28 protein-coding genes, 1 tRNA gene and 2 pseudogenes are annotated in these 26,263 nt (G+C 59.2%); 20 read left to right on the top strand and 11 right to left on the bottom strand.

The window, feature by feature from the left end; translation table 11 throughout:
* Nucleotides 1–44: 44 nt before the first annotated feature.
* Nucleotides 45–611, bottom strand: a pseudogene (locus L9Z73_RS06225) (PCRF domain-containing protein); the annotation flags it as partial.
* Nucleotides 608–1,897 (bottom strand): glutamyl-tRNA reductase, encoded by a 1,290-nt coding sequence (hemA, locus tag L9Z73_RS06220; RefSeq protein WP_247397506.1) that lies wholly within the window; start codon nucleotides 1,895–1,897, stop codon nucleotides 608–610. The gene hemA and the pseudogene L9Z73_RS06225, both read right to left, overlap by 4 nt.
* A 182-nt stretch (nucleotides 1,898–2,079) precedes the next feature.
* Here hemA and L9Z73_RS06215 point away from each other — a divergent pair, with 182 nt between their 5' ends.
* The 8 genes from L9Z73_RS06215 (at nucleotide 2,080) to ychF (ending at nucleotide 8,991) form a co-directional block, all read left to right on the top strand.
* Nucleotides 2,080–3,804, top strand: a complete 1,725-nt coding sequence (locus L9Z73_RS06215) for a tetratricopeptide repeat protein (RefSeq protein WP_247397503.1) — start codon at nucleotides 2,080–2,082, stop codon at nucleotides 3,802–3,804.
* A 4-nt stretch (nucleotides 3,805–3,808) separates the two neighbouring features.
* Nucleotides 3,809–4,426, top strand: a complete 618-nt coding sequence (lolB, locus tag L9Z73_RS06210; RefSeq protein ID WP_247397500.1) for a lipoprotein insertase outer membrane protein LolB — start codon at nucleotides 3,809–3,811, stop codon at nucleotides 4,424–4,426.
* 1 nt (nucleotide 4,427) lies between these two features.
* Nucleotides 4,428–5,279, top strand: coding sequence for a 4-(cytidine 5'-diphospho)-2-C-methyl-D-erythritol kinase (gene ispE / locus L9Z73_RS06205; RefSeq protein WP_247397497.1), 852 nt, complete (start codon nucleotides 4,428–4,430; stop codon nucleotides 5,277–5,279).
* Between the two features lie 37 nt (nucleotides 5,280–5,316).
* Nucleotides 5,317–5,391 (top strand) — tRNA-Gln (locus L9Z73_RS06200).
* 46 nt (nucleotides 5,392–5,437) lie between these two features.
* Entirely contained in the window at nucleotides 5,438–6,379 is a 942-nt protein-coding gene (locus L9Z73_RS06195; RefSeq protein WP_003208392.1) for a ribose-phosphate pyrophosphokinase, read from the top strand.
* 138 nt (nucleotides 6,380–6,517) lie between these two features.
* Nucleotides 6,518–7,117 carry a 50S ribosomal protein L25/general stress protein Ctc gene (locus L9Z73_RS06190; protein WP_247397494.1) on the top strand — a complete coding sequence of 200 codons (600 nt, stop codon included), beginning with the start codon at nucleotides 6,518–6,520 and terminating at the stop codon, nucleotides 7,115–7,117.
* Nucleotides 7,118–7,283: 166 nt separating this feature from the next.
* A complete protein-coding gene (gene pth, locus L9Z73_RS06185; protein ID WP_017844407.1) occupies nucleotides 7,284–7,868 on the top strand; it encodes an aminoacyl-tRNA hydrolase in 585 nt (194 codons plus the stop codon).
* Between the two features lie 22 nt (nucleotides 7,869–7,890).
* Nucleotides 7,891–8,991 carry a redox-regulated ATPase YchF gene (ychF, locus tag L9Z73_RS06180; RefSeq protein ID WP_247397490.1) on the top strand — a complete coding sequence of 367 codons (1,101 nt, stop codon included), beginning with the start codon at nucleotides 7,891–7,893 and terminating at the stop codon, nucleotides 8,989–8,991.
* A 74-nt stretch (nucleotides 8,992–9,065) separates the two neighbouring features.
* On the opposite strand, the gene L9Z73_RS06175 is transcribed toward ychF, so the two are convergent.
* The 9 genes from L9Z73_RS06175 to L9Z73_RS06135 all read right to left on the bottom strand — a co-directional run bounded on the left by L9Z73_RS06175 (nucleotide 9,066) and on the right by L9Z73_RS06135 (nucleotide 18,574).
* Nucleotides 9,066–9,653, bottom strand: a complete 588-nt coding sequence (locus L9Z73_RS06175; RefSeq protein ID WP_247397487.1) for a hypothetical protein — start codon at nucleotides 9,651–9,653, stop codon at nucleotides 9,066–9,068.
* Nucleotides 9,654–9,656: 3 nt separating this feature from the next.
* Complete coding sequence (locus tag L9Z73_RS06170; RefSeq protein ID WP_247397484.1) at nucleotides 9,657–10,100, bottom strand: DUF3592 domain-containing protein; 444 nt, start codon at nucleotides 10,098–10,100, stop codon at nucleotides 9,657–9,659.
* Nucleotides 10,101–10,272: 172 nt separating this feature from the next.
* Nucleotides 10,273–11,685: an aldehyde dehydrogenase family protein gene (locus L9Z73_RS06165; protein ID WP_247397482.1), complete on the bottom strand. Its 1,413-nt coding sequence runs from the start codon at nucleotides 11,683–11,685 to the stop codon at nucleotides 10,273–10,275.
* 10 nt (nucleotides 11,686–11,695) lie between these two features.
* The gene (locus tag L9Z73_RS06160) at nucleotides 11,696–12,739 is read right to left on the bottom strand and encodes a homoserine dehydrogenase (RefSeq protein WP_247397478.1); all 1,044 of its coding nucleotides are present in this window, start codon (nucleotides 12,737–12,739) and stop codon (nucleotides 11,696–11,698) included.
* Between the two features lie 177 nt (nucleotides 12,740–12,916).
* A complete protein-coding gene (locus tag L9Z73_RS06155) occupies nucleotides 12,917–13,354 on the bottom strand; it encodes an Lrp/AsnC family transcriptional regulator (protein WP_247397475.1) in 438 nt (145 codons plus the stop codon).
* A gap of 22 nt (nucleotides 13,355–13,376) precedes the next feature.
* Nucleotides 13,377–14,756 (bottom strand): threonine synthase, encoded by a 1,380-nt coding sequence (gene thrC, locus L9Z73_RS06150; protein WP_247397472.1) that lies wholly within the window; start codon nucleotides 14,754–14,756, stop codon nucleotides 13,377–13,379.
* A 16-nt stretch (nucleotides 14,757–14,772) separates the two neighbouring features.
* Nucleotides 14,773–15,663 (bottom strand): LysR substrate-binding domain-containing protein, encoded by an 891-nt coding sequence (locus L9Z73_RS06145; RefSeq protein WP_046384765.1) that lies wholly within the window; start codon nucleotides 15,661–15,663, stop codon nucleotides 14,773–14,775.
* 51 nt (nucleotides 15,664–15,714) lie between these two features.
* Entirely contained in the window at nucleotides 15,715–17,145 is a 1,431-nt protein-coding gene (locus L9Z73_RS06140) for an amino acid permease (protein ID WP_247397468.1), read from the bottom strand.
* A gap of 151 nt (nucleotides 17,146–17,296) precedes the next feature.
* Complete coding sequence (locus L9Z73_RS06135; RefSeq protein ID WP_247397465.1) at nucleotides 17,297–18,574, bottom strand: cystathionine gamma-synthase family protein; 1,278 nt, start codon at nucleotides 18,572–18,574, stop codon at nucleotides 17,297–17,299.
* Nucleotides 18,575–19,134: 560 nt separating this feature from the next.
* Here L9Z73_RS06135 and L9Z73_RS06130 point away from each other — a divergent pair.
* The 12 genes and pseudogenes from L9Z73_RS06130 to L9Z73_RS06075 form a co-directional block, all read left to right on the top strand.
* Nucleotides 19,135–20,061 carry a sigma 54-interacting transcriptional regulator gene (locus L9Z73_RS06130; RefSeq protein WP_282598534.1) on the top strand — a complete coding sequence of 309 codons (927 nt, stop codon included), beginning with the start codon at nucleotides 19,135–19,137 and terminating at the stop codon, nucleotides 20,059–20,061.
* A 177-nt stretch (nucleotides 20,062–20,238) separates the two neighbouring features.
* On the top strand, nucleotides 20,239–20,442 hold the full coding sequence (locus L9Z73_RS06125; RefSeq protein ID WP_247397463.1) for a hypothetical protein: 204 nt from the start codon (nucleotides 20,239–20,241) through the stop codon (nucleotides 20,440–20,442).
* 122 nt (nucleotides 20,443–20,564) lie between these two features.
* Nucleotides 20,565–20,927, top strand: a complete 363-nt coding sequence (locus L9Z73_RS06120) for a hypothetical protein (protein ID WP_247397461.1) — start codon at nucleotides 20,565–20,567, stop codon at nucleotides 20,925–20,927.
* A gap of 6 nt (nucleotides 20,928–20,933) precedes the next feature.
* The gene (sctJ, locus tag L9Z73_RS06115; RefSeq protein WP_247397457.1) at nucleotides 20,934–21,740 is read left to right on the top strand and encodes a type III secretion system inner membrane ring lipoprotein SctJ; all 807 of its coding nucleotides are present in this window, start codon (nucleotides 20,934–20,936) and stop codon (nucleotides 21,738–21,740) included.
* Nucleotides 21,724–22,290, top strand: a complete 567-nt coding sequence (locus tag L9Z73_RS06110) for a type III secretion protein (RefSeq protein WP_247397454.1) — start codon at nucleotides 21,724–21,726, stop codon at nucleotides 22,288–22,290. The genes sctJ and L9Z73_RS06110 overlap by 17 nt, the downstream gene beginning before the upstream one ends.
* 2 nt (nucleotides 22,291–22,292) lie before the next feature.
* Nucleotides 22,293–22,889 (top strand): type III secretion system stator protein SctL, encoded by a 597-nt coding sequence (gene sctL / locus L9Z73_RS06105; RefSeq protein ID WP_247397451.1) that lies wholly within the window; start codon nucleotides 22,293–22,295, stop codon nucleotides 22,887–22,889.
* Nucleotides 22,890–22,975: 86 nt separating this feature from the next.
* Entirely contained in the window at nucleotides 22,976–23,194 is a 219-nt protein-coding gene (locus L9Z73_RS06100) for a hypothetical protein (RefSeq protein ID WP_247397449.1), read from the top strand.
* 1 nt (nucleotide 23,195) lies between these two features.
* Entirely contained in the window at nucleotides 23,196–23,588 is a 393-nt protein-coding gene (locus tag L9Z73_RS06095) for a type III secretion protein (protein WP_247397446.1), read from the top strand.
* Nucleotides 23,589–23,602: 14 nt separating this feature from the next.
* Nucleotides 23,603–24,826, top strand: coding sequence for a phytase (locus tag L9Z73_RS06090; protein WP_247397442.1), 1,224 nt, complete (start codon nucleotides 23,603–23,605; stop codon nucleotides 24,824–24,826).
* 49 nt (nucleotides 24,827–24,875) lie between these two features.
* Nucleotides 24,876–25,568: a protein TolQ gene (gene tolQ, locus L9Z73_RS06085; RefSeq protein ID WP_247397439.1), complete on the top strand. Its 693-nt coding sequence runs from the start codon at nucleotides 24,876–24,878 to the stop codon at nucleotides 25,566–25,568.
* Nucleotides 25,569–25,582: 14 nt separating this feature from the next.
* Nucleotides 25,583–26,029, top strand: a complete 447-nt coding sequence (gene tolR / locus L9Z73_RS06080) for a protein TolR (protein ID WP_247397435.1) — start codon at nucleotides 25,583–25,585, stop codon at nucleotides 26,027–26,029.
* A pseudogene (locus tag L9Z73_RS06075) lies at nucleotides 26,026–26,263 on the top strand (energy transducer TonB); the annotation flags it as partial. The gene tolR and the pseudogene L9Z73_RS06075, both read left to right, overlap by 4 nt.

Below are 26,263 nucleotides of genomic sequence, written 5' to 3'. Positions count from 1 at the left end.
AGAAGTCATCGCCCGCGTCGAAGGCGACAATGTGTACGGCAAGCTGAAATTCGAATCCGGTGCGCACCGGATTCGAATTTCAGCTTGCCGTACACATTGTCGCCTTCGACGCGGGCGATGACTTCTTTATAGCCGCCGTGTTCGCCCTCGTTCTCGGACAGGATCTCGACGCGCCAGCCGCGCCGTTCGGCATAGCGCGAATACATGCGGAACAGGTCGCCGGAGAAAATCGCCGCCTCGTCGCCGCCGGTGCCGGCGCGGATTTCGAGGAAGACGTTGCGCCCGTCGTTGGGGTCCTTGGGCAGCAGCATGCGTTGCAGGTCGCCTTCGAGCTCGGCCAGTTTGTCTTTGGCTTCACGGACTTCTTCCACGGCCATTTCACGCATGTCCGGGTCGCTGTCCTTGAGCAGCGCCTGGGCGCCTTCAAGGTCGGCCTGTACTTTCAACAGGTTCTGGTAGGTGACCACAATGGGCTCAACTTCGGCGTATTCCTTGGAATAAGCACGGAACTTGGTCTGATCGGAGATGACCTCGCCGTCGCCGAGCAAGGCGGTCAGTTCTTCGAAACGGTCTTGGAGCACGTCCAGTTTGTTGAGCAGTGACGCTTTCATTGCGATTTTTTATCCGAAGAGCTATCTGACGCGCCCTCACCGAGGGCAAAGAGTTCCTGCGCCATGGCCAGCGCATCGAGGCGGCCTTCGGCAGTGAGTTTTTTCAGTTGCACGCTGGGGGCGTGCAGCAATTTGTTGGTCAAGCCACGGGCCAGTTGCATCAGCACGTCTTCGGCGTTGCCGCCATTGGCCAACAAACGCTGGGCCTTGCTCAACTCCTCGTCGCGCAGGCGTTCGCCCTGTTGACGATACGCCTTGAGCACGTCCACCGCTGCCAGTTCGCGCAGGCGCACCATGAAATCTTCGGCGCCGACGCTGACCATTTCCTCGGCAGCCTGGGCCGCACCCTGGCGACTCTTGAGGTTTTCGGCGACCACTTCGTGCAGATCGTCGACGCTATACAGGTAAACGTCGTCCAACTCGCCGACTTCCGGCTCGATATCGCGGGGAACGGCAATATCGACCATGAAGATCGGCTTGTGCTTGCGCAGCTTCAGCGCGCTTTCCACCGCGCCTTTACCCAGGATCGGCAACTGGCTGGCGGTAGAACTGATCACGATGTCGCTGCGCACCAGTTCGGCTGGGATGTCCGCCAACAGCACGGCGTGGGCGCCGAACTGTTCGGCCAGGATGCTGGCACGCTCCAGGGTACGGTTGGCGACGACAATACGCTTCACGCCGAGGTCGTGCAGGTGACGGGCGACCAGGGTGATGGTCTCACCGGCACCGATCAGCAAGGCCTGGCTGCGCTGCAAGTCGCTGAAAATCTGTTTGGCCAGGCTGACGGCGGCAAATGCCACGGACACCGGGTTTTCTCCGATGGCAGTGTCGGTGCGCACCTGCTTGGCGGAATTGAACGTGGCCTGGAACAGGCGCCCCAGCAGCGGCCCCACAGTGCCAGCCTCACGCGCCACGGCGTAGGCGGATTTCATCTGGCCGAGGATCTGCGGCTCGCCCAATACCAGCGAATCGAGACCGGACGCCACACGCATCATGTGACGAACTGCCGCATCGTCCTCATGCACATAAGCGCTCGCGCGCAGGTCGTTGACGTCCAAATGGTGGTAATCGGCCAGCCAGCGCAGTACGACATCCGCTGAAAGATGCTCCTGCTCTATATAAAGCTCGCTGCGATTACAGGTCGAAAGGATCGCAGCTTCGCGGCTGTCGGTGAGTCGGCAGAGCTGCTGCAAGGCCTCAACCAACTGCTCAGGCGTAAACGCCACGCGCTCGCGCACGTCTACGGAGGCAGTTTTGTGGTTAATACCGAGTGCAAGGAAGGCCATTCAATATCGCTGATGATGTCGGAAAGCCGACAATTGTCCTACTTCGATAGATTCAGAACAACCACCGTCGTCTATTGTCCCTATGCGTTGTGCCTATAAAGGCATCCATTGAGACTCGGTTATGTTTGGCCGAAGGCTTGTGTCATGATGATCCGACCGCAGGTAAGTCGTCCTCTTCCTATATGAATAGATCCTCCGCGTTGCTCCTTGCTTTTGTCTTCCTCAACGGCTGCCAGGCCATGGCCCCCGTGTCGCCGGACGGTACACCGCCGGTGGAAGAGAGCACCCCAGCCCCTGAAAACCCCAAGGTTTACTCCTCGTTCAGCGAAGAAACGGTGTACAGCCTGCTGACCGCAGAACTGGCCGGCCAGCGCAATCGTTTCGATATTGCGCTGGATAACTACGTGACCCAGGCCATCAATACGCAAGATCCGGGCATCTCGGAGCGGGCGTTTCGCATCGCCGAGTACCTGGGGGCCGATCAGGCCGCACTGGACACTTCGCTGATCTGGGCGAAAAACGCGCCGGACGATCTGGAAGCCCAACGGGCGGCGGCCATTCAATTGGCGCGCTCCGGGCGCTATGACGACTCCATGGCCTATATGGAGAAAGTCCTGCAGGGCAAGGGCGACACTCATTTCGACTTTCTTGCGCTGTCGGCGGCCGACACCGACCCGGACACGCGCAACGGGCTGATGAAGAGTTTCGACCGCCTGCTGCAAAAACACCCGAAGAACAGCCAGCTCGTGTTCGGCAAGGCCTTGCTGCTGCAACAGGACGACGAAGCCGAAGCCGCGCTGAAGCTGCTCGAACAGAACCCGCCGGAAGAAGGCGAGATTGCGCCGATCCTGCTGCGCGCCCGCCTGTTGCAGCACCTCAATCGCGGCAAGGAAGCGATTCCGCTGCTGGAAAAAAGCATCAAGAAATACCCGGACGACAAGCGTCTGCGCCTGACTTACGCGCGCACGCTGGTGGAGCAGGACCGCATGGAGGACGCCAAAGTGCAGTTCGCCAACCTGGTCCAGCAATACCCGGACGATGACGAATTGCGCTACTCCCTGGCGCTGGTGTGCCTGGAAGCCAAAGCCTGGGACGAGGCCAAGGGCTACCTGGAAGAGCTGATCGAGCGCGAAAGCCACGTGGACTCGGCGCACCTGAACCTCGGCCGCATCGCCGAAGAAAACAACGACCCCCAGGCCGCCCTGCTCGAATACGCCCAGGTCGGTCCCGGCAACGACTACCTGCCCGCCCAGTTGCGCCAGGCCGACATCCTGATGAGCAACGGTCGCACCGACGAGGCGGAAAAACGCCTGGCTGCGGCCCGCGAGGCTGAACCGGACTATGCGATCCAGCTGTACCTGATCCAGGCCGAGACTTTGTCGGCCAACAATCAGGGCGAGCGCGCCTGGAAAGTCTTGCAACAAGCCTTGCTGCAATACCCCGACGACCTGAACCTGCTCTACACCCGCGCGATGCAGGCGGAAAAGCGCAATGACCTGGCACAGATGGAAAAGGACCTGCGCCTGATCATCAAGCGCGACCCGGAAAACGCCATGGCGCTCAATGCCCTGGGTTACACCTTGTCCGACCGCACCACGCGTTACGCCGAAGCGAAGGTGCTGATCGAACAGGCCCACAAGCTCAACCCGGAAGACCCGGCCGTACTCGACAGCCTGGGCTGGGTGAATTACCGCCTGGGCAACCTGGACGAGGCTGAGCGCCTGCTGCGCATGGCGCTGGAGCGCTTCCCCGACCAGGAAGTCGCTGCACACCTGGGCGAAGTGCTCTGGGCCAACGGCAAACAGCGCGAAGCCCGACAAATCTGGGAAAAGTTCCTCAAGGAACAACCCGAAAGCCCCATCCTGCGCAGCACCATCAAGCGCCTGACCGGTTCCGAGACCCTTTAAGTTTATGTTCTTGCGCCACTTTATTGTTTTCAGTTTCATCGCCTTGCTCGCCGGTTGTGCGGGCTTTGGCGCCCGCGAATCCGTTGAAGGCCAGGGCAGCCCGGCGCAATGGAAACAGCACAAGGCACAGCTCAGCAGCATTGATGGCTGGCAGATCGAAGGAAAAGTCGGGGTGCGCGCGCCGAAAGATTCCGGCAGCGGCACCTTGTTCTGGCTGCAACGCCAGGATTACTACGATATCCGTCTGTCCGGCCCGCTGGGTCGAGGCGCCGCCCGCCTGACCGGCCGACCGGGGCAAGTCAGCCTCGAAGTGGCCAACCAGGGTCGCTACGAAGCCGCCTCCCCGGAGGCGCTGCTGGAAGAGCAAATCGGCTGGAAGTTGCCGGTGTCGCATCTGGTCTGGTGGGTACGCGGCTTGCCCGCACCTGACAGCAAAAGCCGCCTGAGCCTCAATGGCGATAGCCGCCTGGCCTCCCTGGAACAGGACGGCTGGAAGGTCGAATACCTGAGCTACGTGCAACAGAGCGGTTATTGGCTGCCTGAGCGGATCAAACTGCACGGCACCGACCTTGACGTCACGCTGGTGATCAAGGACTGGCAACCGCGCAAGCTGGGGCAATAACGTGAGCGTAGAGAAACTGACCCTGCCCTCCCCGGCCAAACTCAATCTGATGCTGCACATTCTGGGTCGCCGTGAAGACGGCTACCACGAGTTGCAGACGCTGTTTCAATTTCTCGACTACGGCGATGAACTGACGTTCGCCATACGCGACGATGGCGTGATCCGACTGCACACCGAACTCAAAGGCGTGCCCCACGACAGCAACCTGATCGTGAAGGCCGCGAAAAAACTTCAGGCACAATCCGGCTGCACGCTCGGCATCGACATCTGGATCGATAAAGTCCTGCCCATGGGCGGCGGCATCGGTGGCGGCAGCTCGAATGCCGCGACCACACTGCTGGGTCTGAACCACTTGTGGCAGCTCGGCTGGGACCTCGATCGCCTGGCCACGCTGGGCCTGACCCTGGGTGCTGACGTCCCGGTTTTCGTGCGCGGGCACGCTGCTTTTGCCGAGGGCGTGGGGGAAAAACTCACCCCTGAATACCCGGAAGAGCCGTGGTATGTCGTGCTTGTCCCGCAAGTATCTGTAAGTACAGCAGAAATTTTTTCAGATCCACTGTTGACACGTAACTCTCCTCCCATTAAAGTGCGCCCCGTTCCCAAGGGAAACAGTCGAAATGACTGCTTACCGGTTGTAGCAAGGCGTTACCCAGAAGTACGTAACGCTTTGAATTTGTTAGGTAAATTTACCGAAGCAAAATTAACCGGCACTGGAAGTTGTGTGTTTGGGGGCTTCCCAAACAAAGCTGAAGCTGATAAAGTCTCGGCCCTTCTTACAGAGACCCTTACAGGGTTTGTAGCAAAGGGAAGCAACGTTTCGATGTTGCATCGCAAGCTGCAAAGTCTGCTCTAAAAGGAACCGAGTACTGGGTACTCGTTGCAACAGATACAGGGGCGTCGCCAAGCGGTAAGGCAGCAGGTTTTGATCCTGCCATGCGTTGGTTCGAATCCAGCCGCCCCTGCCATTTTCCTTTACTCATCCAGGTTACCCTCAGCCTCTAGGTACTGCGCGTGTCCAAGATGATGGTCTTTACGGGGAACGCCAACCCCGATCTGGCTCGACGTGTCGTTCGTCAGCTGCATATCCCTCTCGGTGACATCTCTGTCGGTAAGTTTTCCGACGGCGAAATTACCGCCGAGATCAATGAAAACGTCCGCGGTAAAGACGTCTTCATTATTCAGCCGACCTGCGCTCCGACCAACGATAACCTGATGGAACTCGTCGTGATGGCTGATGCCTTCCGCCGCTCCTCAGCGACTCGAATCACAGCTGTAATCCCTTACTTTGGTTATGCCCGTCAGGATCGCCGTCCGCGTTCCGCACGAGTGGCTATCAGCGCGAAAGTCGTGGCTGACATGCTCACCGTGGTAGGCATCGACCGTGTTCTCACGGTTGACCTGCACGCTGACCAAATTCAGGGGTTCTTCGATATTCCGGTAGATAACATCTACGGCTCCCCCGTATTGGTGGATGACATCGAAGACCAGCGCTTTGAAAACCTGATGATCGTGTCCCCGGACATTGGTGGCGTCGTGCGTGCACGGGCTGTTGCCAAATCCTTGGGCGTTGATCTCGGGATCATCGACAAACGCCGCGAGAAAGCCAATCACTCTGAAGTGATGCATATCATCGGTGATGTCGAAGGGCGTACCTGTATTCTGGTTGATGACATGGTCGACACCGCCGGCACCCTGTGCCACGCGGCTAAAGCCTTGAAAGAGCACGGTGCGGCAAAAGTCTTCGCCTACTGCACGCACCCTGTGCTGTCGGGCCGAGCGATCGAGAACATCGAGAACTCAATGCTGGACGAACTGGTGGTGACCAACACCATCCCGTTGTCCGCTGCTGCTCAAGCCTGTTCGCGTATCCGTCAACTGGATATCGCACCGGTAGTTGCCGAAGCGGTTCGCCGCATCAGTAACGAAGAATCGATCAGTGCGATGTTCCGTTAAGGGTCAAACCAACGGATCACCTCACTGACGAAAAGCGCCCCGCCCCAGCATATTGTTGGGGCGGGGCTTTTTTGCCCATATCGCCTTTAGCGCTGGTCGCAAACGCTGGGGCGAATGTGGTTATTTTGGAGATACAACATGAACGAATTTATTCTGAATGCTGAAGTGCGTTCCGACCTGGGGAAAGGTGCGAGCCGCCGCCTGCGTCGTCTCGCAAGCCTGGTTCCAGCTGTAGTTTACGGTGGCGAAAAAGCCCCTGAATCCATCAGCATGCTGGCTAAAGAAGTTGCCAAACTGCTGGAAAACGATGCGGCCTACAGCCACATCATCTCGCTGAACATCGGCGGCACCAAGCAGAACGTCATCATCAAGGCGCTGCAACGTCACCCAGCTAAAGGCCACGTGCTGCACGCTGACTTCGTTCGCGTCGTTGCCGGCCAGAAACTGACCGCCATCGTGCCTGTGCACTTTGTTGGTGAAGAAGCTCCTATCAAGAAAGGCGGCGAAGTTTCGCACGTTGTTGCCGAGATCGAAGTGACCTGCCTGCCGAAAGACCTGCCTGAGTTCATCGAAGTCGACCTGTCGGCCATGGAAATCGGCGAAATCATCCACCTGTCCGACCTCAAAGCCCCTAAAGGCGTTGAGTTTGTCGCACTGGTTCACGGTGATGACAAAGCGGTTGCCAACGTTCACGCTCCACGCGTTGCTCCAGAAGCTGAAGAAGGCGCTGCAGAGTAATTCACTCTGTATTGCCGGAGCTTGAGGAAACATCGCGGACCGAAACGTAGCGAGAAAGCGGGCGATAACGCGGCGTTTACTCTTGGGTAAATGATCTCTTGTCGTCCACTTTCGCCGCACTCAGGTCGGCAATGTTATCCACAACTCCAAAGGAAGGGCCCCTGTCGTGACTGCCATTAAACTGATCGTTGGCCTGGGAAATCCAGGCGCCGAATACGAACAGACCCGGCATAACGCGGGGGCCCTTTTTGTTGAGCGCATCGCCCACGCCCAAGGTGTAAACCTGGTGGCCGATCGCAAGTATTTTGGCCTGACCGGACGCTTTTCGCATCAGGGTCAGGATGTTCGTCTGTTGATTCCCACCACCTACATGAACCGCAGCGGCCAGGCTGTCGCGGCGCTTGCGGGGTTCTTCCGGATCAAACCCGAAGAAATCCTGGTGGCCCATGACGAACTGGACCTGCCACCCGGCGTTGCCAAGCTCAAGCAAGGCGGCGGGCATGGCGGGCACAATGGCCTGCGCGACATCATCGCGCAGTTGGGCAATCAGAATACCTTTTACCGTCTGCGGCTCGGCATTGGCCACCCAGGCGTTGCCAGTATGGTTTCAAATTTCGTCCTGGGTCGTGCGCCACGCGCCGAACAGGAAAAACTCGATGCCTGCATCGACTTTGCCCTCGGCGTGCTGCCGGATATCCTCGCCGGGGAATGGAACCGTGCGATGAAAAACCTGCACAGCCAGAAGGCCTGACTCTTTTCCGAGGGGAAACACCATGGGATTCAATTGCGGCATCGTCGGCCTGCCCAACGTCGGCAAATCCACCCTGTTCAACGCGCTGACCAAGTCCGGTATTGCGGCGGAGAACTTCCCCTTCTGCACCATCGAACCCAACACGGGTATCGTGCCGATGCCGGACACGCGCCTGGATGCACTGGCGCTGATCGTCAACCCCAAGCGCGTCCTGCCGACCACCATGGAATTCGTCGACATCGCCGGCCTGGTGGCCGGCGCGTCGAAAGGTGAAGGCCTGGGCAACAAGTTCCTGGCCAACATCCGCGAAACCGATGCCATCGCCCACGTGGTCCGCTGCTTTGAAGACGAGAACGTGATTCACGTCTCCAACAGCGTCGACCCGAAACGCGACATCGAGATCATCGACCTGGAACTGATCTTCGCCGACCTCGACAGCTGCGAGAAGCAACTGCAGAAAGTTGCGCGTAACGCCAAGGGTGGTGACAAGGACGCCGTGGTCCAGAAAGGCCTGCTGGAGCAACTGATCGCTCACTTCACCGTGGGCAAGCCGGCACGCAGCCTGATGAAGACCATGAGCGCTGACGAGAAGGCCGCGGTCAAGGGCTTCCACCTGCTGACCACCAAGCCGGTGATGTACATCGCCAACGTCGCCGAAGACGGCTTCGAGAACAACCCGCTGCTCGACGTGGTCAAGGCCATCGCCGACGAAGAAGGCGCGATCGTGGTTCCGGTGTGCAACAAGATCGAAGCGGAAATCGCCGAGCTCGATGACGGCGAAGAAAAGGACATGTTCCTCGAGGCCCTGGGCCTGGAAGAGCCTGGCCTGAATCGCGTGATCCGCGCCGGTTACGAAATGCTCAGCCTGCAAACCTACTTCACCGCCGGTGTCGAAGAAGTCCGCGCCTGGACCGTCAAGGTCGGCGCCACCGCGCCACAGGCTGCCGGCGTGATCCACACCGACTTTGAAAAAGGCTTTATCCGCGCCGAAGTGATCGCCTACAACGACTTCATCCAGTACAAGGGTGAAGCCGGTGCGAAGGAAGCAGGGAAATGGCGCCTGGAAGGTAAGGAATATATCGTCAAAGATGGCGATGTGATGCACTTCCGCTTCAACGTCTAAGCGTTGTCGGAATCAAAGAAGCCGCGTTTATTCGCGGCTTTTTTGTGGGTGTTATATCGACCCGCTCTGCGCGACTAGAACAGATAGCCCATGCTGATCACGGCGCCACCACCGGCCTGCACGCCAGCGTTCATGCCGGCCATGACTACCGCGCCCTTGGCCGACTGCAGCAACTGCCGGTTGACCGTGGCGGAGGCAATGAGCGAGGTCGCCGGGTTGGAGCTTAGAACCGCCGCCAACGCGAGCAGCTTGGGATCAAGCCCGAACAAAAGCGCCATGGCCGAACCGCCGACCACCAGCCCCGCCCCCACTTCGGTATACAGGCAAGGCCCGGTGATGTCGTCACTGGTCAGGTCACGGCCGACCAGGGCGTCGCTGACAAACACCATGCCAGTGCTGGGAAAAGCCTCCGCCGCACCGGCTGCCGCTACGCTCTTACCCTTGACCTGGATATTGATCTTGCCGAAACGCGGCAGGCGCGCGCCAAATCCGACCCCCACCCCGACGCCGCCGTAGCGGTAGCTGACGTTCTCGCCCTGGGGCGAACGCAGGATGATCGAACCGCCACTGCCCGCCACCAGAGCTATGGTCAGACCGCCACCGCTGGCGGTCTGATACTGCCAGCGACTGGCATTGAGTGGGATCGGGATGTTGTAGCTCATCGTTCAAAGTCCTTTATGTGAATGAACTGCGCCGCGACCGCGCTGACCGATGCCCCTTAACAGCCCGGCAAGAGTGAACAGCAGCCCCATACAACCGAGTAACCCGGGAGTGGCCCACAGTGCGGCAGGGGTATCGACCACGGCGCTACTGGCCGGCTGCTCGGGCAGGTAATACACCCGCACCGGCTGACCCTGCTGATAGCCAAAAATAAAGCCGCCCTGGGGGTAGGAAATCTTTTCACCACTGCGGGTGGTGAAGGCGATCTCGGGATGCGAACCACCGGCATTCAAGCGGCTGACGATGCCATCGGCGGTCTGTGCGTGGGCGAGGAATTCGCGTCGTTCAAGCGTGAGATTGACAGCAATGCCCAACAAGACGATACCAATCAGGGCAAAGAGCAGCCCCTGAAGCATCTTCCCGAGGCGTGACGGGGTGAGGTTAGCCATGGCTTGTCTCGGTATTCGTCCATGAAAGAGGGCGGTCAGGATAACAAGAACCACCGGGAGGTGCCTGTGCGACGCGGCAGATAATGCATGGCCAATGCTAGAAAAAAAGCATTGGGCGGGTGACCAGACCTTCCCAATGCCAAACGACCTGATTTTATTTGCCTTGAATCGCTTAACCCAGGGTGTTCAGACACACCACCTTGGGCTGGGTCATTTCCTCATAGGCAAAGCGCACCCCTTCCCGGCCGAGGCTGCCGTACTTGGAGCCGCCAAACGGCATCGCATCGAAACGATAGTCGGACGAGTCGTTGATCATCACGCCACCCGCCTCGATCCGCCGCGCCGCCCTCATCGCCGTCGCCAGATCATTGGTGAAGATCCCCGCGTGCAGGCTGTATTCGGGTTCATTGGCCAACGAAATGGCCTCATCGAAGGTTTCGAAAGGCTGCAACACCACCACTGGGGCAAACACTTCGTTGCGCCACAGGCGACTGGCATGATCGACGTTTTCCAGCACGGTGGCGGCGTAGCACGAGCCCTGGCGCCGGTGGCCGCAAAGTAACCGGGCACCTTCCTTCAACGCTTCGTTTACGACCTGCTCGGCATTCCGCGCCGCTTGGGGGGTAATCATTGGGCCGATGTCGGTGCTGGCAAGCAATGGGTCGCCGGTCACCAGTTTCTGCGCCAGGCTGACGAAGTGCTCGCGGAACAGCTCGTAGATCGAGGCCTGGATCAGCAGGCGCTGAGTGCCGATGCAGTTCTGTCCCGCCGCCCAGAAGGCCCCGGACAGGCAACTGTCGACGGCGGCCGCAAGGTTGCAGTCCGCCATGACGATCACCGGCGCATTGCCGCCCAAGTCCATGGCGAGCTTCTTCAGGCCGGCCGTGCGGGCAATCTGCTCGCCGGTGACGAAGCCGCCAGTAAAGGAAATCATCCGCACCTCACGGCAGGCGACCAAGGCCTTGCCCAGTTCCGCGCCGCCGGTGGCGACGGTGACCACCGACTCGGGCAACCCAGCCTCAACCAGATACGAGACCAATTTGATCGCCGACAACGGCGCCAGCTCAGACGGTTTGAGAATCACCGCGTTGCCGCCGGCAATGGCCGGACCGAGCTTGTGTGCCACCAGATTCAATGGATCGTTGTACGGGGTGATCGCCACGATCAGGCCCAGCGGCTCGCGGGAGAACCAGCCCTGGCGAGACTCGGAGCCCTCATAGGCATCGAACGGCACCACTTCCCCGGCATTGCGCCTGGCCTCTTCAGCAGAAAGTTTGAGGGTGTTGACGCAGCGTTTGACCTCTTTTTCCGCCTGTTTGAGGGTCTTGCCGGCTTCTTCGACAATCAGCCGGGCAAATGCCGGGGCATCGCGTTCGATGTGCAAGGCGGCCTGTTCGAGAATGCGTGCCCGACGATGACGCGGCAGTTCGGCGCAGGCTTGCGCACCGCTACGACCCTGCACCAGCAACTGCGGCACTTGCGATGCACAAACATCCGCTACGGTCCCGATAACAGTCCCGTCAAAGGGGTTGAAGACTTCGATGTGCGGCGCCACGGCAGCCAGCGCAAGACTCGATCGTTTCACAGGCGTTCTCCTAGTTGTGCGCAACAGACTGATGGATGCTGATGATGTCCGACAGCAACGCAAACGCTGTTTCCGTGCGCCCAGCTCCCGGCCCCGAAACCGTCACCGCGCCGAGCAGATCAGTGGCGAACGACACGGCATTGGTGGCGCCGCAAATAGCGGCCAGCGGATGATCATGGTTCAACAGGCGCGGCTCGACACTGGCACTGACCGAACCATCGGCATGACGCGTGGCGGCGCCGATCAGCTTCCAGCGTGCCCCGTCCTGCCGGGCTTTTTCGATGTCGCCAAGGCCGAGTGAGGAAATACCGCTGCAACTGACATCGCTCACGTTCAGCTTGGCGTCCAGCAGTTCGTTGGCCAGAATTACCATTTTCAGACGCACATCGTGCCCCTCGACATCCGCCGTTGGGTCGGCTTCGGCATACCCCAATGCCTGTGCCTCACTGACCGCCTCGGCAAAACCCAGGCCGCCTTCCATGCGGGTCAGGACGAAGTTGGACGTGCCGTTGAGAATCCCCTCGAAACCGACAACCGAACTGCCCGCCAGCAACTGCCTGGCGAGGCGGATCACCGGTGTGCCGCTCATCACCGAACCTTCGTATTCAAAGGCGACGTTATTGCGCTGGGCCAGGTCTTTCAGCTCGCCACCGTGCAGGGCAATCGGCCCCTTGTTGGTGGTGACCACATGTTTGCCGTTCTCCAGCGCCCAGCGGCAGAACGAAGTCGCCGGCTCGCCATCCACCGGGTTGGTAAAGGTCGCTTCGGCAATGATGTCCGCACCGGAATCCTTGATCACCGCTTCGTTGAGGGCTATGGCTTCGCCCCCCGGCAGTTGCGCGAAGGCCCCCTTGACCGCCGGAAGATTGGCCAGCAACGCCGCATCCAAGCCGTCGCGATCGATCACCGAACCGAGGAACAGATCAGTGACGCCGACGATTTTCAGGGTAAAACCCAGTTCGTTTTTCCAGCTGTCGTTACGCTCGGCAATCAGCTGAGCCAACGCCCGGTTGACACCACCGAAGCCGACCAGCGCCAGTTTGTATTCAGTCATATTTTTATTGCCCTTGATCTGCGTGATGGGTTGTTGGGCACTAGATTAGGGACGCGTCCTGGGCAGTGAAATATGCCAATTTGCTCTATTTCATGGGCGTTTTGACCAGTGCCTGGGCAAAGCGTCCGGGCATAAAAAAAGCCAACCGAAGTTGACTTTTTCACAGCAAAAAACCGGCTAGACGACAGACGATAAAACGAATGAAGTCACCGTGTTTTCCACTCCCGGCAGCGCGGAGATTTCATTCCAGACCTTATGCACCCGCTCCGGGCTCGCAGCGCCGACGCGCAGCATCAGGTCGAACTCGCCGCTCATGACATCGCACGCGATGACTTCCGGTATTGCCCGCAAGGCCTGCAGCACATCCGCGCCGCGCATGCGGTCGTAGCGATAGACAAAAATCACCGCATTGATGCTCGAAGAGGCTTGTCGCCCCTCCCCCGTGCGCACCGTATACCCCTGTATCGCACCGTCGCGCTCGAGCCGTTCGATCCGTTGGCGCACGGCATTGCGCGACAGATTGACCTTGGTCGCCAGCTCGGCGTGGGCCGCCCGGGCATTGAGCCGCAGCTCGGCGATGATACGTTCATCGAGCGGGTCCAGAATGCGCTTCACTTGACCTCCTGTGGCAACGCCGTCACAGCGCGCCGAGCAGCTGATGGATGGTGTCGAGGTCGTCCGGTTGAATCCGGTAATGCTGTGCCGGTCCCGGCTCTGCGAGCGGGCTGTGTGGCGCCGGCGTGCCGATCCCCAGTTCGCCGAGCAGCACGGCTGATTTGGCCGGTGAGATTTCCCCCAGGGTGACCATCGGCGCGACCAGGCTGCGGCGGTACAGTCGAGCTGCCAGGACGCCGGTGGCGGTGTGAGGATCAATGACGTAACCGGTGTCACGGTACAGCGAGGTCATTTCCTCCAGGGTTTCGTCATCGCTGACCGCGTAGGAGTCGATGATCATCCGCGCCTGCAACCAGCACTCGTTGGCGATGGTCATCTCGCCGCTGGATTCGAACGCGGCCATCAGCGCGCTCACCGCCTGATCGTCATGCCCGTAGAGCTCCCAGAGGAAACGTTCAAGGTTGGAAAAAATCGACAGGTCCATGGCCGGCGACACCGTCTTGTTGGTTCGCAACCTGGAGTAGTGGTTCTTCAGAAACAACTGATGCAATGCGTCGTTCTGATTGGTCGCAACGATCATCTGGGTGATCGGCAGGCCCATTTTCTGCGCAATGTAACCGGCATAGACCTCGGCAAAACTCGCGGCTGGCACGCTAAAACCAATCAGACGCTGAGCGCCTCCCAGTTGCAGCACGGCGTGGAAATAAAACACCAGTTGCGCCAACACACTGACCCAGTTGCTGGAGTTGAAACTGATTGCCTCATGCTGCGTGCATGGCCACTGCCGGAACAGCCGGTTCACGATGGTCTGGCACTCATCGAAGCTACCGTTGACGGCGAACGTGTGGACATTCGGGTGAGCCACCGCCTGCAGATGCTGCAACTGATTCTGTGGTACGCCGGACGCCGGATAGAACACCACCACGACGGTGTCGTTACAGTGCTTGAACGCCTCGATGGCCGCCAGCCCGGTATCACCGTTGGTAGCGCCGAGCACCACCGCGCGTCGCTGGCGTTTGTGCAGAAAATACTGCACCAACTGCGCCTGCAACTGGGCGGCAAAATCCTTCGAGGAGCGGGTAGGCCCGTGGAACAGCTCCAGCACCCACTCGTTGCGGTCGACCTGATGCAAGGGCGCCACGGAGCGATGGCTGAAGCGGCGGCTCGCCTCTTTAAGCATGCGCTTGAGATCCACCTCAGGGATGGCCCCACCCACAAACGGACTCATGACCCGAAAGGCCAGTTCGTCATACGGCAAGATCGACCAATTGGCCATGTCCTGGGGTTCGAACAGCGGCAACTCGAAGGGCACGAACAGTCCGCCGTCCTCGGCAATGCCGGATAACACGACCTTTTCGAAATCGACCTGGATGGCCGAATTTCGTGTACTCACATAGCGCATGGTTGACCCCGGCCATTCATTTGTAACGATGTGCCTGCTCGACCAGCCAGGTAGAAAACATGACCGCGTCGGGATGCTGGTCGGCACCCGAACCGCGTACCAGATAAAACGATTCGCTGGCTTCGATGCGCTGGGCGAAGGGTTCAACCAGACGCCCGTCCTGGAGCATCTCGTCGACCATCGAGGAGCGGGCCAGGGCAATCCCCTGCCCCAACTCGGCCATGCGCAAGGTGCAGATCAGCGTGTCGAACTGCATGCCGGTCGACGAATCGACGGTGTCCGCTCCGACCATGTTCAACCAGTAACCCCAGCCCTCTTCGTAACCCAGAACATGCAGCAACGGATGGTGGGCCACATCGGCCGCGACCTTCAGCGGCGAGCGCGCCATCAGGGCGGGCGAGCAGACCGGAAACAAGGTGTCCCAGGTCAGGCGTTGCGAGACCAGGCCGGGCCATTGACCATGCCCCCAGCGAATTTCCATATCGTCTTCGCCATCCAGCTCCTTGACCCAAATGTTGCTGATATAGCGGATGTAGACATGGGGATGGGCCTGACGAAAGTCGACCAGTTTGGGCGCCAGCCAATGGACGAAAAACGCCAGGCTGCCACGCACCTTGATCGGCCGGCGTTTGTGCTGGCCAAAAATCTCGTTGGTCCCCACCGCCAGCCGAGTGATCGCATCCTGCACCACCGGCAGATAGGCTTGGCCTTCCTCGGTCAGCCCCAAGCCACGGGGCAAGCGCTTGAACAGCGCCACCCCCAGATGGCTTTCCAATTGGCGGATCTGCTGGCTGACCGCGCCCTGGGTCAAAAACAGTTCCTCGGCGGCGTGGGTAAAGTTCAGACAGCGGGCAGACACCTCGAATGCCCGCAGCCAGTTCAATGGGGGTAGCGGCTTTTGCTTCATGGTCTGGACCTCATTGACGCCCCCCGCACCGAGCACGCTTGCCCACCCTGTCTAGAATGCATCGGACGGTTGTGCCAAGGGGGCAAGCGACAAGCGTTGCTCGCGGCTCTTGCGGGTAATGTAATACACGAAGTAGCACCAGGCGATGAATGGCAAACCGAAGTACAGCGCCACCCGCTGCTCGGGGTCGAAAGCGATCCCGACGCAGGCCAGGCTGCAGCAGACCAGCGCTCCCAGAGGCACCCACGGATAACCCCGGACGCGGAACTTGAGGTCGCGGACATCACCGCCATTGGCCACATAGTGACGGCGGAACGCGATCTGGCTCGCGGCGATGCTCATCCACACCACCACGACCGCTAGCCCGGAAATCGACACCAGCGCCAGGTAGACGGTGTCAGCGGCAAACACGCTACTGAGCAACGAGGCGCCGCCGCCGAACATGCTCAATACGATGGCATTCAACGGCGTCCCCATGCGGGTCAGGTTAGAGAACTGCTTAGGCAGGTGGCCCTGGTCGCTTAAGGTCCAGAGCATCCGCGAGGCCGCGTACAACCCGGAGTTGGCCGCAGACAACAGCGCCGTGATGATCACGAAGTTCATGATGTCGGCGGAGTAAGGAATGCCGATGTAGGTGAACACCGTGACAAACGGGCTCTCCACCAAACCGGCCTGCTCGCGGGGCAACAGCGTCGCCAGGACGAAGATGGTGCCGACGAAAAAGATCGCCAGACGCAACACGGTCGTGCGAATGGCCCGCGGCACATTGCGCTGAGGGTCCTTGGTTTCACCGGCAGCGATACCGATCAACTCCGTACCGGAGAAGGCGAAGGACACCGCCAACAGGGTCATGGCAATCGACATGAAACCGGTAGGGAACAAGCCCTCGCGGGTGAAGTTACCCAGGCCAGTGCTGTGCGCCTGATCGATATGCAACAGGCCGAGAATCGCCCCGCCGCCGATGATCAGGAACACCACCACCGTCACTACTTTGATCAAGGACAACCAGAACTCGGTCTCGGCAAACAAACGCACCGAGATCACGTTGGTCAGGAACACCACGCCAGCGAACAGCGCACTCCAGATCCACACCGGCGTGTCCGGGAACCAGCGCACCATGAGGATACCGGCGGCGGTGAATTCCGAGCCGATGGCCACGGTCCACGTCAGCCAATACAGCCAGGCCACGGTGTAGCCGGTACCCGGGCCGAGAAAGCGCGTGGCGTAGGTGCTGAAGGAGCCGGTTTCCGGCATCTGCACCGCCAACTCGCCCAGGCACATCATGACCATGTAGACCATGAGCGCGCCGATGATGTAGGCAATGACCGCACCTAACGGACCGGCCTGGTTAACGGTGTATCCGGACGTGAGAAACAGCCCGGTACCAATCACGCCGCCCAATGCCAACATGACAATATGGCGCGTCTGCATTTCCTGTTTGAAACCGGCACGCGGGTTGAGTTGTTGTTCTTCTATGGACATGGTTGTTCTCATGAAAGGTGGCAAGGCACGCATTAACGTCTGCGTAGAGTTACTGGGCAGAGTCAAAAAATGTCGCCACTGGGTTTTATTATTATTCCGCTTCATGAACGCCTCACTAACGGCCCTGTCGTGAGGGAGTAACGTTAAAACTTCAGTTGGCTACCTCAGTGCACGTTTGATTGATTGAGGGCTGTTTACTTGCTGGTAGCTGTTCACCCCGTGAATGCCTGACAAAGGCAAACGCCTGCTGCAGATCGTCGAGCAAATCATCGGTGTCTTCGATGCCGACGGAGACGCGGACCAGCCCTTCGGAGATACCCAGGGCCAGACGTTCCTCCAGCGTGTTCTCCACATGGCTGGTGGTCCGAGCCGGGCCGTAAATGGTTTCCACCGCGCCCAGATTGCCCGCGCAGTGAGCAAAGCGCAGGCGCGGCAACAGCACCTTGACCGTGTCCATGCCACCGACCAGGACAAAACTGACGATGGCGCCGAAACCGGACATTTGCGCACACGCCACCGCGTGGTTCGGGTGGCTGGTCAAGCCGGGATAATTCACCGACGCCACCAACGGTTCGGTGCAGAGGAACTCTGCCAGGGCGCGGGCACTGTGTTGCTGCTGACGCAGACGCAGCACCAGCGTTTTCATGCCACGGATGATCATGTAGGCCGAGAAGGGATCGAGCGTCGCACCGTTGATTTCGCGGTAATGCCGCACCTTGTCCATCAACGCTTCGCTGCCGCATACCAGGCCGCCGAGCACATCGCCATGACCACTGAGGAACTTGGTCGCGCTGTGGATGACCACGTCCACGCCCAGCGCCAGCGGGTTTTGATTCAGCGGTGTGGCGAAGGTGTTGTCCGCCACCACCACGGCACCGACGCGCTTGGCCGCAGCGACCAGACGCTGGATATCGAGGATTTTCAGGGTCGGGTTAGTCGGTGTTTCCAGGTACACCAACTGGCAGCCTTTGGCGATTTCACGCTCGATCTCCTCGTGATCGAACGTCTCGCACAAGCTCACCTCGACGCCCATGCGCGGCAGGAACTCTTCGAAAATCTTGTTGGTGCCGCCATAGCTGTCCTTAGTGGACACCACACGATTACCGTGGGCCAGGAAGGTGTAAAGCACACTGCTGATCGCCGCCATGCCACTGCTGAAGGCCACGGCGGACTCGGCACTTTCCAACTCGCGGATTTTTGCTTCGAGGGTCTCGACCGTCGGGTTGCTCATGCGGCTGTAGATAAAGCCCGGAGCCTTGCCCAGAGCAACGTCGTACCAGACGTCGATGTCGTCGTAACCGTAAGCGGCACTGACCACGATAGGTGTTTGAGTGGCATTGTAGGGGTGCCTGACTTGCTCCCCTCCCCAGACCGCTCGGGTCCCCGCTCCGGCATTTTCAAGCCTTGCGCTGTCAGGTTTATTGTTCATTAAGACTACTCGCACTGAGAGTGGTAAAGGGTGAGTCATTAACCGGATCTGGCGGCCAATATATTGAAAACCCGTGCGCCCGAGAAACGATGTTATCGGTGCCAAAGGGCGGCTTTTTTTAATGGCTATCAATGTGCGGGGTGAGGAGGGCCAGCCCTGGTGGTTTTTTGTGCGGGTAGTGGGCTGTCTAGCCGGCTCATTTAACGTGCAAACGTTGATTACGGTAGAAACCGCACTATAAAAAGGGCGATGCATCAAGAGAGTGAAACATCGCCACACATTATAAAATAACAAGAATTCCAGAACACACACCGCAACATACCTGCGCCCCCATCAAACTTCCCAACTATTCTTCATCACTCTAAGATTTATCTTACACTAAGCACAGGCAACTACCCCGAGCAGCACTTGCAACTTTATAGTTCTTGCGGTTCAAATACCCGAGCTACTCTACAGCTCAAGCAGCGCATCATGACAACACTAAGGTTTCCTGTTTAACTGCGTGCCGGCCCATAGGTTAATTGCCCCCTGAAGTGGCAACAGTATCGGAGCACAACACTATGTCGACGCTCTGCGAAAACGGTCCTATAACGGACATGGCCTTTAGCGATTGCCCGGTCATCGAAATGACGGTCAACAACACGGCCGTTCTCGATATCGACATTCTGCTATTGGGAGAAACAGGCACAGGTAAAGATACGTTGGCGCAACGCATACACCACCTGTCCCATCGCAAAGGAAACTTCGTTGCAGTTAACTGTGCTGCCATCCCGGAAACCCTTGCCGAAAGCCAATTGTTCGGCGTCAACAGCGGCGCCTATACGGGCGCCATGCAATCGCGGGCGGGGTTTGTCGAAGCCGCCCATCTGGGCACCCTATACCTCGACGAAATCGACAGCATGCCGCTGTCGCTGCAAGCCAAGCTGTTACGTGTATTGGAATCGCGCGGGGTCGAACGCCTGGGTTCCACACGATTTATCCCAGTAGACATGCGTGTAATCGCATCGGCCCAGCAAGCCTTGCACGACATGGTCGAGCAAGGCACCTTCCGCCGCGACCTCTACTTTCGCTTGAATGTCGTCAATATCCACCTTCCGGCCTTGCGGGACCGGCGAGAGCGGATTATTCCCTTGTTCCTGAGCATGATTGAGCAAGAGGCCGAGCACTTCCGGCTCGCCGCACCTTCGCCCCCCGGCAAGCAGTTATTACAACAACTGCTGTGCCATCCATGGAAAGGCAACGTGCGCGAGCTGCGCTCGACGGCCAAGCGTTTCGTATTGGGCCTGCCACCGCTCTCAGCAGCGGTAATAAACCGACACGACCTTGAAATGAACCTAAAGACGCGATTACAACAAATGGAGAAATCGCTGATTGAAGAGTCGCTTCGTCAACACGACCACTGTGTGGATAGTGTGGCAATAGCGTTAGGCGTCGCCAAGCGAACGCTATACCACCGAATAAAGCATTTGGGAATATCACTAAGCTGAGACCCCACGCCCCGACTGAACGTAACTACATCTTTTGAAACATACCCTCCCGCAACACATGGAACGCATGAACCACTTGAGCCACATACGTTATGGAACAGCGATATAGGTATGCAACCGCGTCTTTTATATATCGCTGAATCTAGTGAGACTAACGTTAAGTACGGAGAAAAAAACATGACTATCGGTTCGATTGGCTCGTATTCTGGCGCCTCCTATGCTGGCGCTAACGGTGGCGACATTTCTGCAGAAGAGACAGATGCGGCTTTAGATGCTGCAGAAGCAAAGAAGCGCAAAGACGGCGTAAAAAACGCTTTTAGAGCGGCTGATAACGCTAATACCAGCGGTATTAAAGCAGCCTCTGACATGCTCCGTCTGTAATAGCTGAACCTTTGCTGACCTTCCCGACAGGCTATGCCGGGAAGGTCACACCGCCACGAGCGTTGTCAGCAACAACCCTAAACACGCTCATCTTCTAACCCTTATCTAACAGGGGCAACATGATGATAGGAAGCATCCGCTCGACTGAAACCCATCAACTCCCTGGCGCCTCCGGAACACAGGAGGCATCCACCTCGGCCACCGATGTAAACTTTTTCAACTCAACTCTCACGCCTTCCTCACTCCCGAGTACGGCGATCAATCATGCGATGCCACAGAGCATGCTTTCCGAGGCCGCAGGCAAGCTGAATTCCGTGACTGAGCGTATGACCAAAAGCCTGCGTGCATTAAGCAGCAAGAACAAACTGGACGAGGCGCGAAAATATCCAGGCCAACTTTCCGATGCACTCCTGCTGACGCATATGTTATCGAAGAGCGTCGGTAAAACCGCGCAGTGCATCGATAAAATCAGCAACTTGCAGTAGGCCAAGATGACTCGCCCGCTGCTTATCCTCGTCATCCTGTCGCTCTCATTCTTGCTCAATGCCTGCAGTGACCGTGTCGAACTTCATCGTCAGTTAACCGAACAGGAGGCCAACGAAGTCGTTGCCGAACTGGCAGACAAACATATCCGCGCCACCAAAGTTCCCGCGAAAGATGGCGTTGTCGTGGTGGTCAACGCCACCGATATCGGCCGCGCCGTGCGAACGCTGGAGGCCGCCGGCCTGCCTCGGGTCGCGCGCGCGACACTGGGCGACACCTTTCGCAAAGAAGGCGTGATCTCTACGCCGCTTGAAGAGCGCGCACGCTACATCTATGCCTTGTCCCAAGAGCTGGAAACCACGTTATCGAACATCGATGGGGTCATCGTGGCTCGCGTACACGTGGTGCTGCCCGAGCGCGTCGCTCCGGGAGAACCCGTACAACCCGCATCCGCCTCGGTGTTCATCAAACATGACCCCCGACTCGACCCCGACAACATCAGGGCCCGTGTGCGCAGGATGGTTGCGAGCAGTATCCCGGGGATGACCGCAGCAGTGGAAAACCCGCAAAAACTGACCGTCGTCTTCGTACCTGCGACCGCCTATTTGGAGCAGCAAAAACTGGCTTACTTCGGGCCTTTCCTGGTGCCCGGAGATGACATCGGTTTTTGGCGGGCCAGCGTGATATTCGCACTGGTCGCCTTGGCGCTGATGCTTGCGGGGGGCGTGTTCTGGCATAGACGCACACAACGAGCCGCACACGCGCTGCCGGACGGCCCATCCCTGGATGCGCCTGTCCATGCACGCAATGAGTAATCTCTCATGGGCCCAATGGTGGTCCACGCCTTGGTTGTGTGCCCACGAAGACTGGAAAAACCCCGATCAACACGCCGCGCTAACTGAGCTGCATCGCAGCCGGCAGGTCGTCGCGGGCACACCTTATGGCGTGGCCCCGTGCCTGCCGCCAATGCCCGATCCCGCACTCCTGCAACTGGCACTCGCCTCAGCGAATCAACTCGACCTGGGGCTCGCACTGATTGACGGCATCTGCCGTCCCGCCTATGCAACAGCACTCGATGACAACCATCGGCAGTGGTGCAATAGGCTGTCCAAGGCCCTGCCCCTGGATATGGTGCAGCCCGACAATGACCCGCTGCAATTGCTCCGCGCCTGGGTCACGCCGGCCACCTGGCAGCGCGTCAGGTTGCGCTTTCCTCGCCGGCGCATTTTGGATCTGGAAGAAAAGGCGCTTTCGCTCGGTGACTCCCATAGCCGCCTCGACACCCTTTGGCATGCGGTGGTGTGGCGTATTGGCGCGATGAACAGGAACGGTAGTGCTGCTGCCTCAAAGGGGCACGGAGATTAACGATGTTATGTCGATATAAAATCAACTCGCCAGGCGGCGCGCCGCCCCTGCCGGGGAGCATGATCTCTTGCGAAACACTGGCGAGCTACACACAGGTCAGCAGCGTGGTGGATCAGGCAAAGGCCGAGGCCAGACAATTGCTGAAGGCGGCACACGCCCAGCGCGAAGAGCTGCTCGAAAAAGCCAGCCTGGAAGTATGGCAACGTGCCAACGCGCAACTCAAACGCTGGGAAATCGAGCGTCAGGCCTTGTGTGACAACCTTGAACGATACGCCACCGCCATCGCCAACCAGGCCATTCACCTGCTGCTTGAAGACACCCCCGCCCCCCAACGCATGGCGGCCCTGATCAAGCAGTTGCTGGCGAGCCATGTGCCAGCGGTCAAGGCCGCATTGGTTTGCCATCCACTCGAATTGGAGGCGGTGCGGGCCTGCCTGGCCAACCGCGGCAGTACGCACTGGACACTGCGCGCTGACAATACGATCAAACCGCAATCGCTCATATTGAATACCGAAGAGGGGGACTTTCGGATCGACTGGACGTCCTTGGTCAACCTCTTCCTGAAGCCTGACGACAGCCATTCAAACGATGGGCTTTAAACACACTTAATGAAATATAAATTGCCACCCATGGAACCAATTCGACATACAAACCAAAAAGGAGAACATCCCAACGGAGTAATTCCATGAACTATTACGACGGTTATACCAATCGGCTTCTAAACGACGCACGGGTGGTTAAAAGAGACCTCACCCAAGCAGCAGAAAGCAATTCCGGGGCGGACGAAGACATGGCGTTTTTTTTCGATCTCGTCGCCAAGCATCGAACCTCCGAATACGTCTTCAATGAACACACCCGCGTAAAACATATGCTCCTGAAGTCCGGCCTGGACAGCGGACAGTAGATTGAAAGCGCTGCTGGCCGAGTGCTTGAGACGCGGCACCGGAGAGTTAAGGCTATTCGAAAACAATGACGAAATTGTCCTGCGTCATTGTTCGAGCAGCCTGTTGCTAAGTGTTCAGCTAACACCACTTCGCCCAGATAAATCACTGCTGATGACCTGGCTGCGACTGGGCGAGGTCAGCCTGGATCACTTTCAGGGCGCTCTCGCTCAGGCGCCCGCCAGTGGCGCGCTCTGGCTGCTGCATTGCCTGCATGACAGGCACGACGAACAGCTGCTGCAGCGCTGTCTCGAGTCCCTGCTCAACCAACGCGATACCTGGCGCGCCACCGTCGCGCGCCTTCACAGAGCGGCGCCTCAACGCAACCCCACCTCCCTACGTTCGTTGCTGTACTAATCAGAGAAGCCTCTATGCACAACAAGATCCACAAGCGCGACAGCTTGCGCATTGACCCGCCTGAAACCTCATCCAGACGCGCCGATTGGCGGTGCCTGATCGCCCTGACCTGCTTGCTGGCCCCGGCGCAATACGCCCTCGCCGCCATCCCCGCAGAATGGAAGAACACGGCATACGCCTATGAAGCCCAGTACAAGCCACTACGTGAAGTCCTCGAGGATTTTGCCCAGACATTTGGCACCCAACTTCAGATCGAGGGCCTGCTGGAGGGCAACGTCAATGGCAAGATACGCGCCAATACCCCGCAGTCGCTGCTCGACAGGCTCGGCGTAGAGCACCGCTTCCAGTGGTATCTCTACAACAACACCCTGCACATCAGCACCCTTGATCAGCAGGAGTCCGCACGCCTGGAGGTGTCGTCCGAAACCATTGCCGACCTCAAGCAAGCACTGACCGATATCGGCCTGCTCGACAGTCGTTTTGGCTGGGGTGAATTGCCGGAGGACGGCGTCGTCCTGGTCTCCGGTCCCCGGCGCTATATCGAACAGATCAAGCAGTTCAGCAGCCAGCGCCGCAGCGGCGAGTTGCGCGAAGCCGGTGAAGTGCCGACGCCACTCAAGGAAATCTACGGTATCTGCCTGTTCCAGCCGCCCAGCGGTGACATTTACGCGATCGCCAACGGCAAGGACGGCACCTTCCTGCAATACCGCCTGAGCGCGCCGGACGGCCGGGTGCAGGGCGAGCTGGTGCGTCAGTTCAAGGTCGACAGCCAACCCGAAGGCTGCGTGGCCGACGACCAGCGCCAGCGCCTGTTCATCGGTGAAGAAGATGTCGGCGTCTGGGCCGTCGACGCCCGTGCCGATCAGCCGGCGACGCTGACCAGCGTGATCAAGGTGGGTGCGCAACTGCATGCGGATGTCGAGGGGCTGGCGCTGTACCAGAGCGGCGCGCGCGATTACCTGGTGATCTCCAGCCAAGGCAATGACAGCTACCTGGTGGTGGATGCCGAACCGCCGTTCGCCGCCCACGGCGCCTTTCGCGTCGGCTTGAACGCTGAAGCCGGGATCGACGGCGCCTCGGAAACCGATGGCCTCGAAGTCACCGCCGTCAACCTCGGCGGGCCGTGGAGCCAAGGCATGCTGGTGGTGCAGGACGGGCGCAAGCGCATGCCCGAGCAAACCCAGAACTTCAAGTTCGTACCCTGGCGCGATGTGACTGGCGCCCTGAAATTGCCGTGAGCCGTCATCACCCGGTCATCACTTTTTAATCGAATAGGAGTTCACCACCATGCACGCGACGATGGAACATATGACGATCTGGGGTTTGATCAGCGGCGCCAGCCTGTTGGTCAAGGCGGTGATGGTCACTTTGCTGTTGGCGTCCTTGCTCAGTTGGTGCCTGATTATCCAGCGCGGCAGTGTGCTGCGGCGCCTGGAGCGCCAGTTGAACGGGTTTGTGCCGCGCTTTCGTGCCGCACCGGACGTGCAGACGCTGTACCGCGACACCGTGCAAGCGGGCGAGGGCGGCGTGGCGACGATCTTTATCGCCGGGGTCCAGGAATACCAGCACCTGCACAGCCACGATCCGGCGGTGCTGGAAGGGGTGGAGCGCGCCTTGCAGGTGGCGATCACCGAGCAGGAAATCGAGCTGGAAAAAGGCCTGCAATTTCTCGCCACCGTGGGCTCGGTCAGCCCTTACATCGGCCTGTTCGGCACGGTGTGGGGCATCATGAATTCCTTTCTCGGCTTGTCCCAGGTGCAACAGGCCACGCTGTCTACGGTAGCGCCGGGCATCGCCGAAGCCTTGATCGCCACGGCCATTGGCCTATTTGCCGCCATCCCGGCGGTGATCGCCTACAACCGCTTTTCAGCGCGCAGCCAGACGTTGCTCACCCGCTATTACGCCTTCGGCAATGAACTGCAAGTGCGCCTGCATCGCAGCCTGCGCGGCATGCCGAGCCACCTGGCCACGGCCGCCTGAACAGGAGCAAGCCCATGTTAACCAGACCGCAACGCAAGCACGGGCCCAAGGCCGAGATGAACGTGGTGCCTTACATCGATGTGATGCTGGTGCTGCTGGTGATCTTTATGGTCACCGCGCCGATGCTGACCCAGGGCGTGAAGATCGAACTGCCCAAGGTCGCCGCCGAGGCGCTGGCCTCCGACACCCGTCTACAGATCCTCACGCTGTCGGTAAAGGCCGACGGCGGTTACTACTGGAACCTCGGCGGCGAGCTGGACACGCAGCACCAGACCGACAGCGCCGTGAGCCTGGAGGAGATGGGCGCCAAGGTCATGCAGGTGGTGGCGGCGCGCAGTGATACGCAGGTCTATATCCGCGCTGACGAAGACGCGGGTTACGGTCGCGTGGTCGCAGCGATGGCGGTGTTGCAAAAGGGCGGCGTCAGCAACCTGGGGTTGGTGACCGAGGCCCCGCAATGACGGCGATGATCATGCACAGTTCGACCCTGGTTATGGCACCTAGGGATTTCAACGGGTGGTGGCGCAAGTGTATGGCTGCGAGTCTGGCCGTTGCGCTGCATGTGGGCGTGGTAGCCGCGCTGATGCTGGGCTGGTCGCCGGAGAAACCGAGGGTGCAAGCGCCTCAGGTGATGCACACCCAACTGGTGATGCTGCCGCCGGCACCGGCACCGGCGCCCGAACCGGTGGCTGTAG

Origin of the sequence: Pseudomonas emilianonis, from assembly GCF_023072625.1 — a bacterium.
GTDB classification, from domain to species: Bacteria; Pseudomonadota; Gammaproteobacteria; order Pseudomonadales; family Pseudomonadaceae; genus Aquipseudomonas; species Aquipseudomonas paraveronii.
Note: the sequence above shows the minus strand (reverse complement) of the source record. Positions and strands in the feature narration are given on the sequence as shown.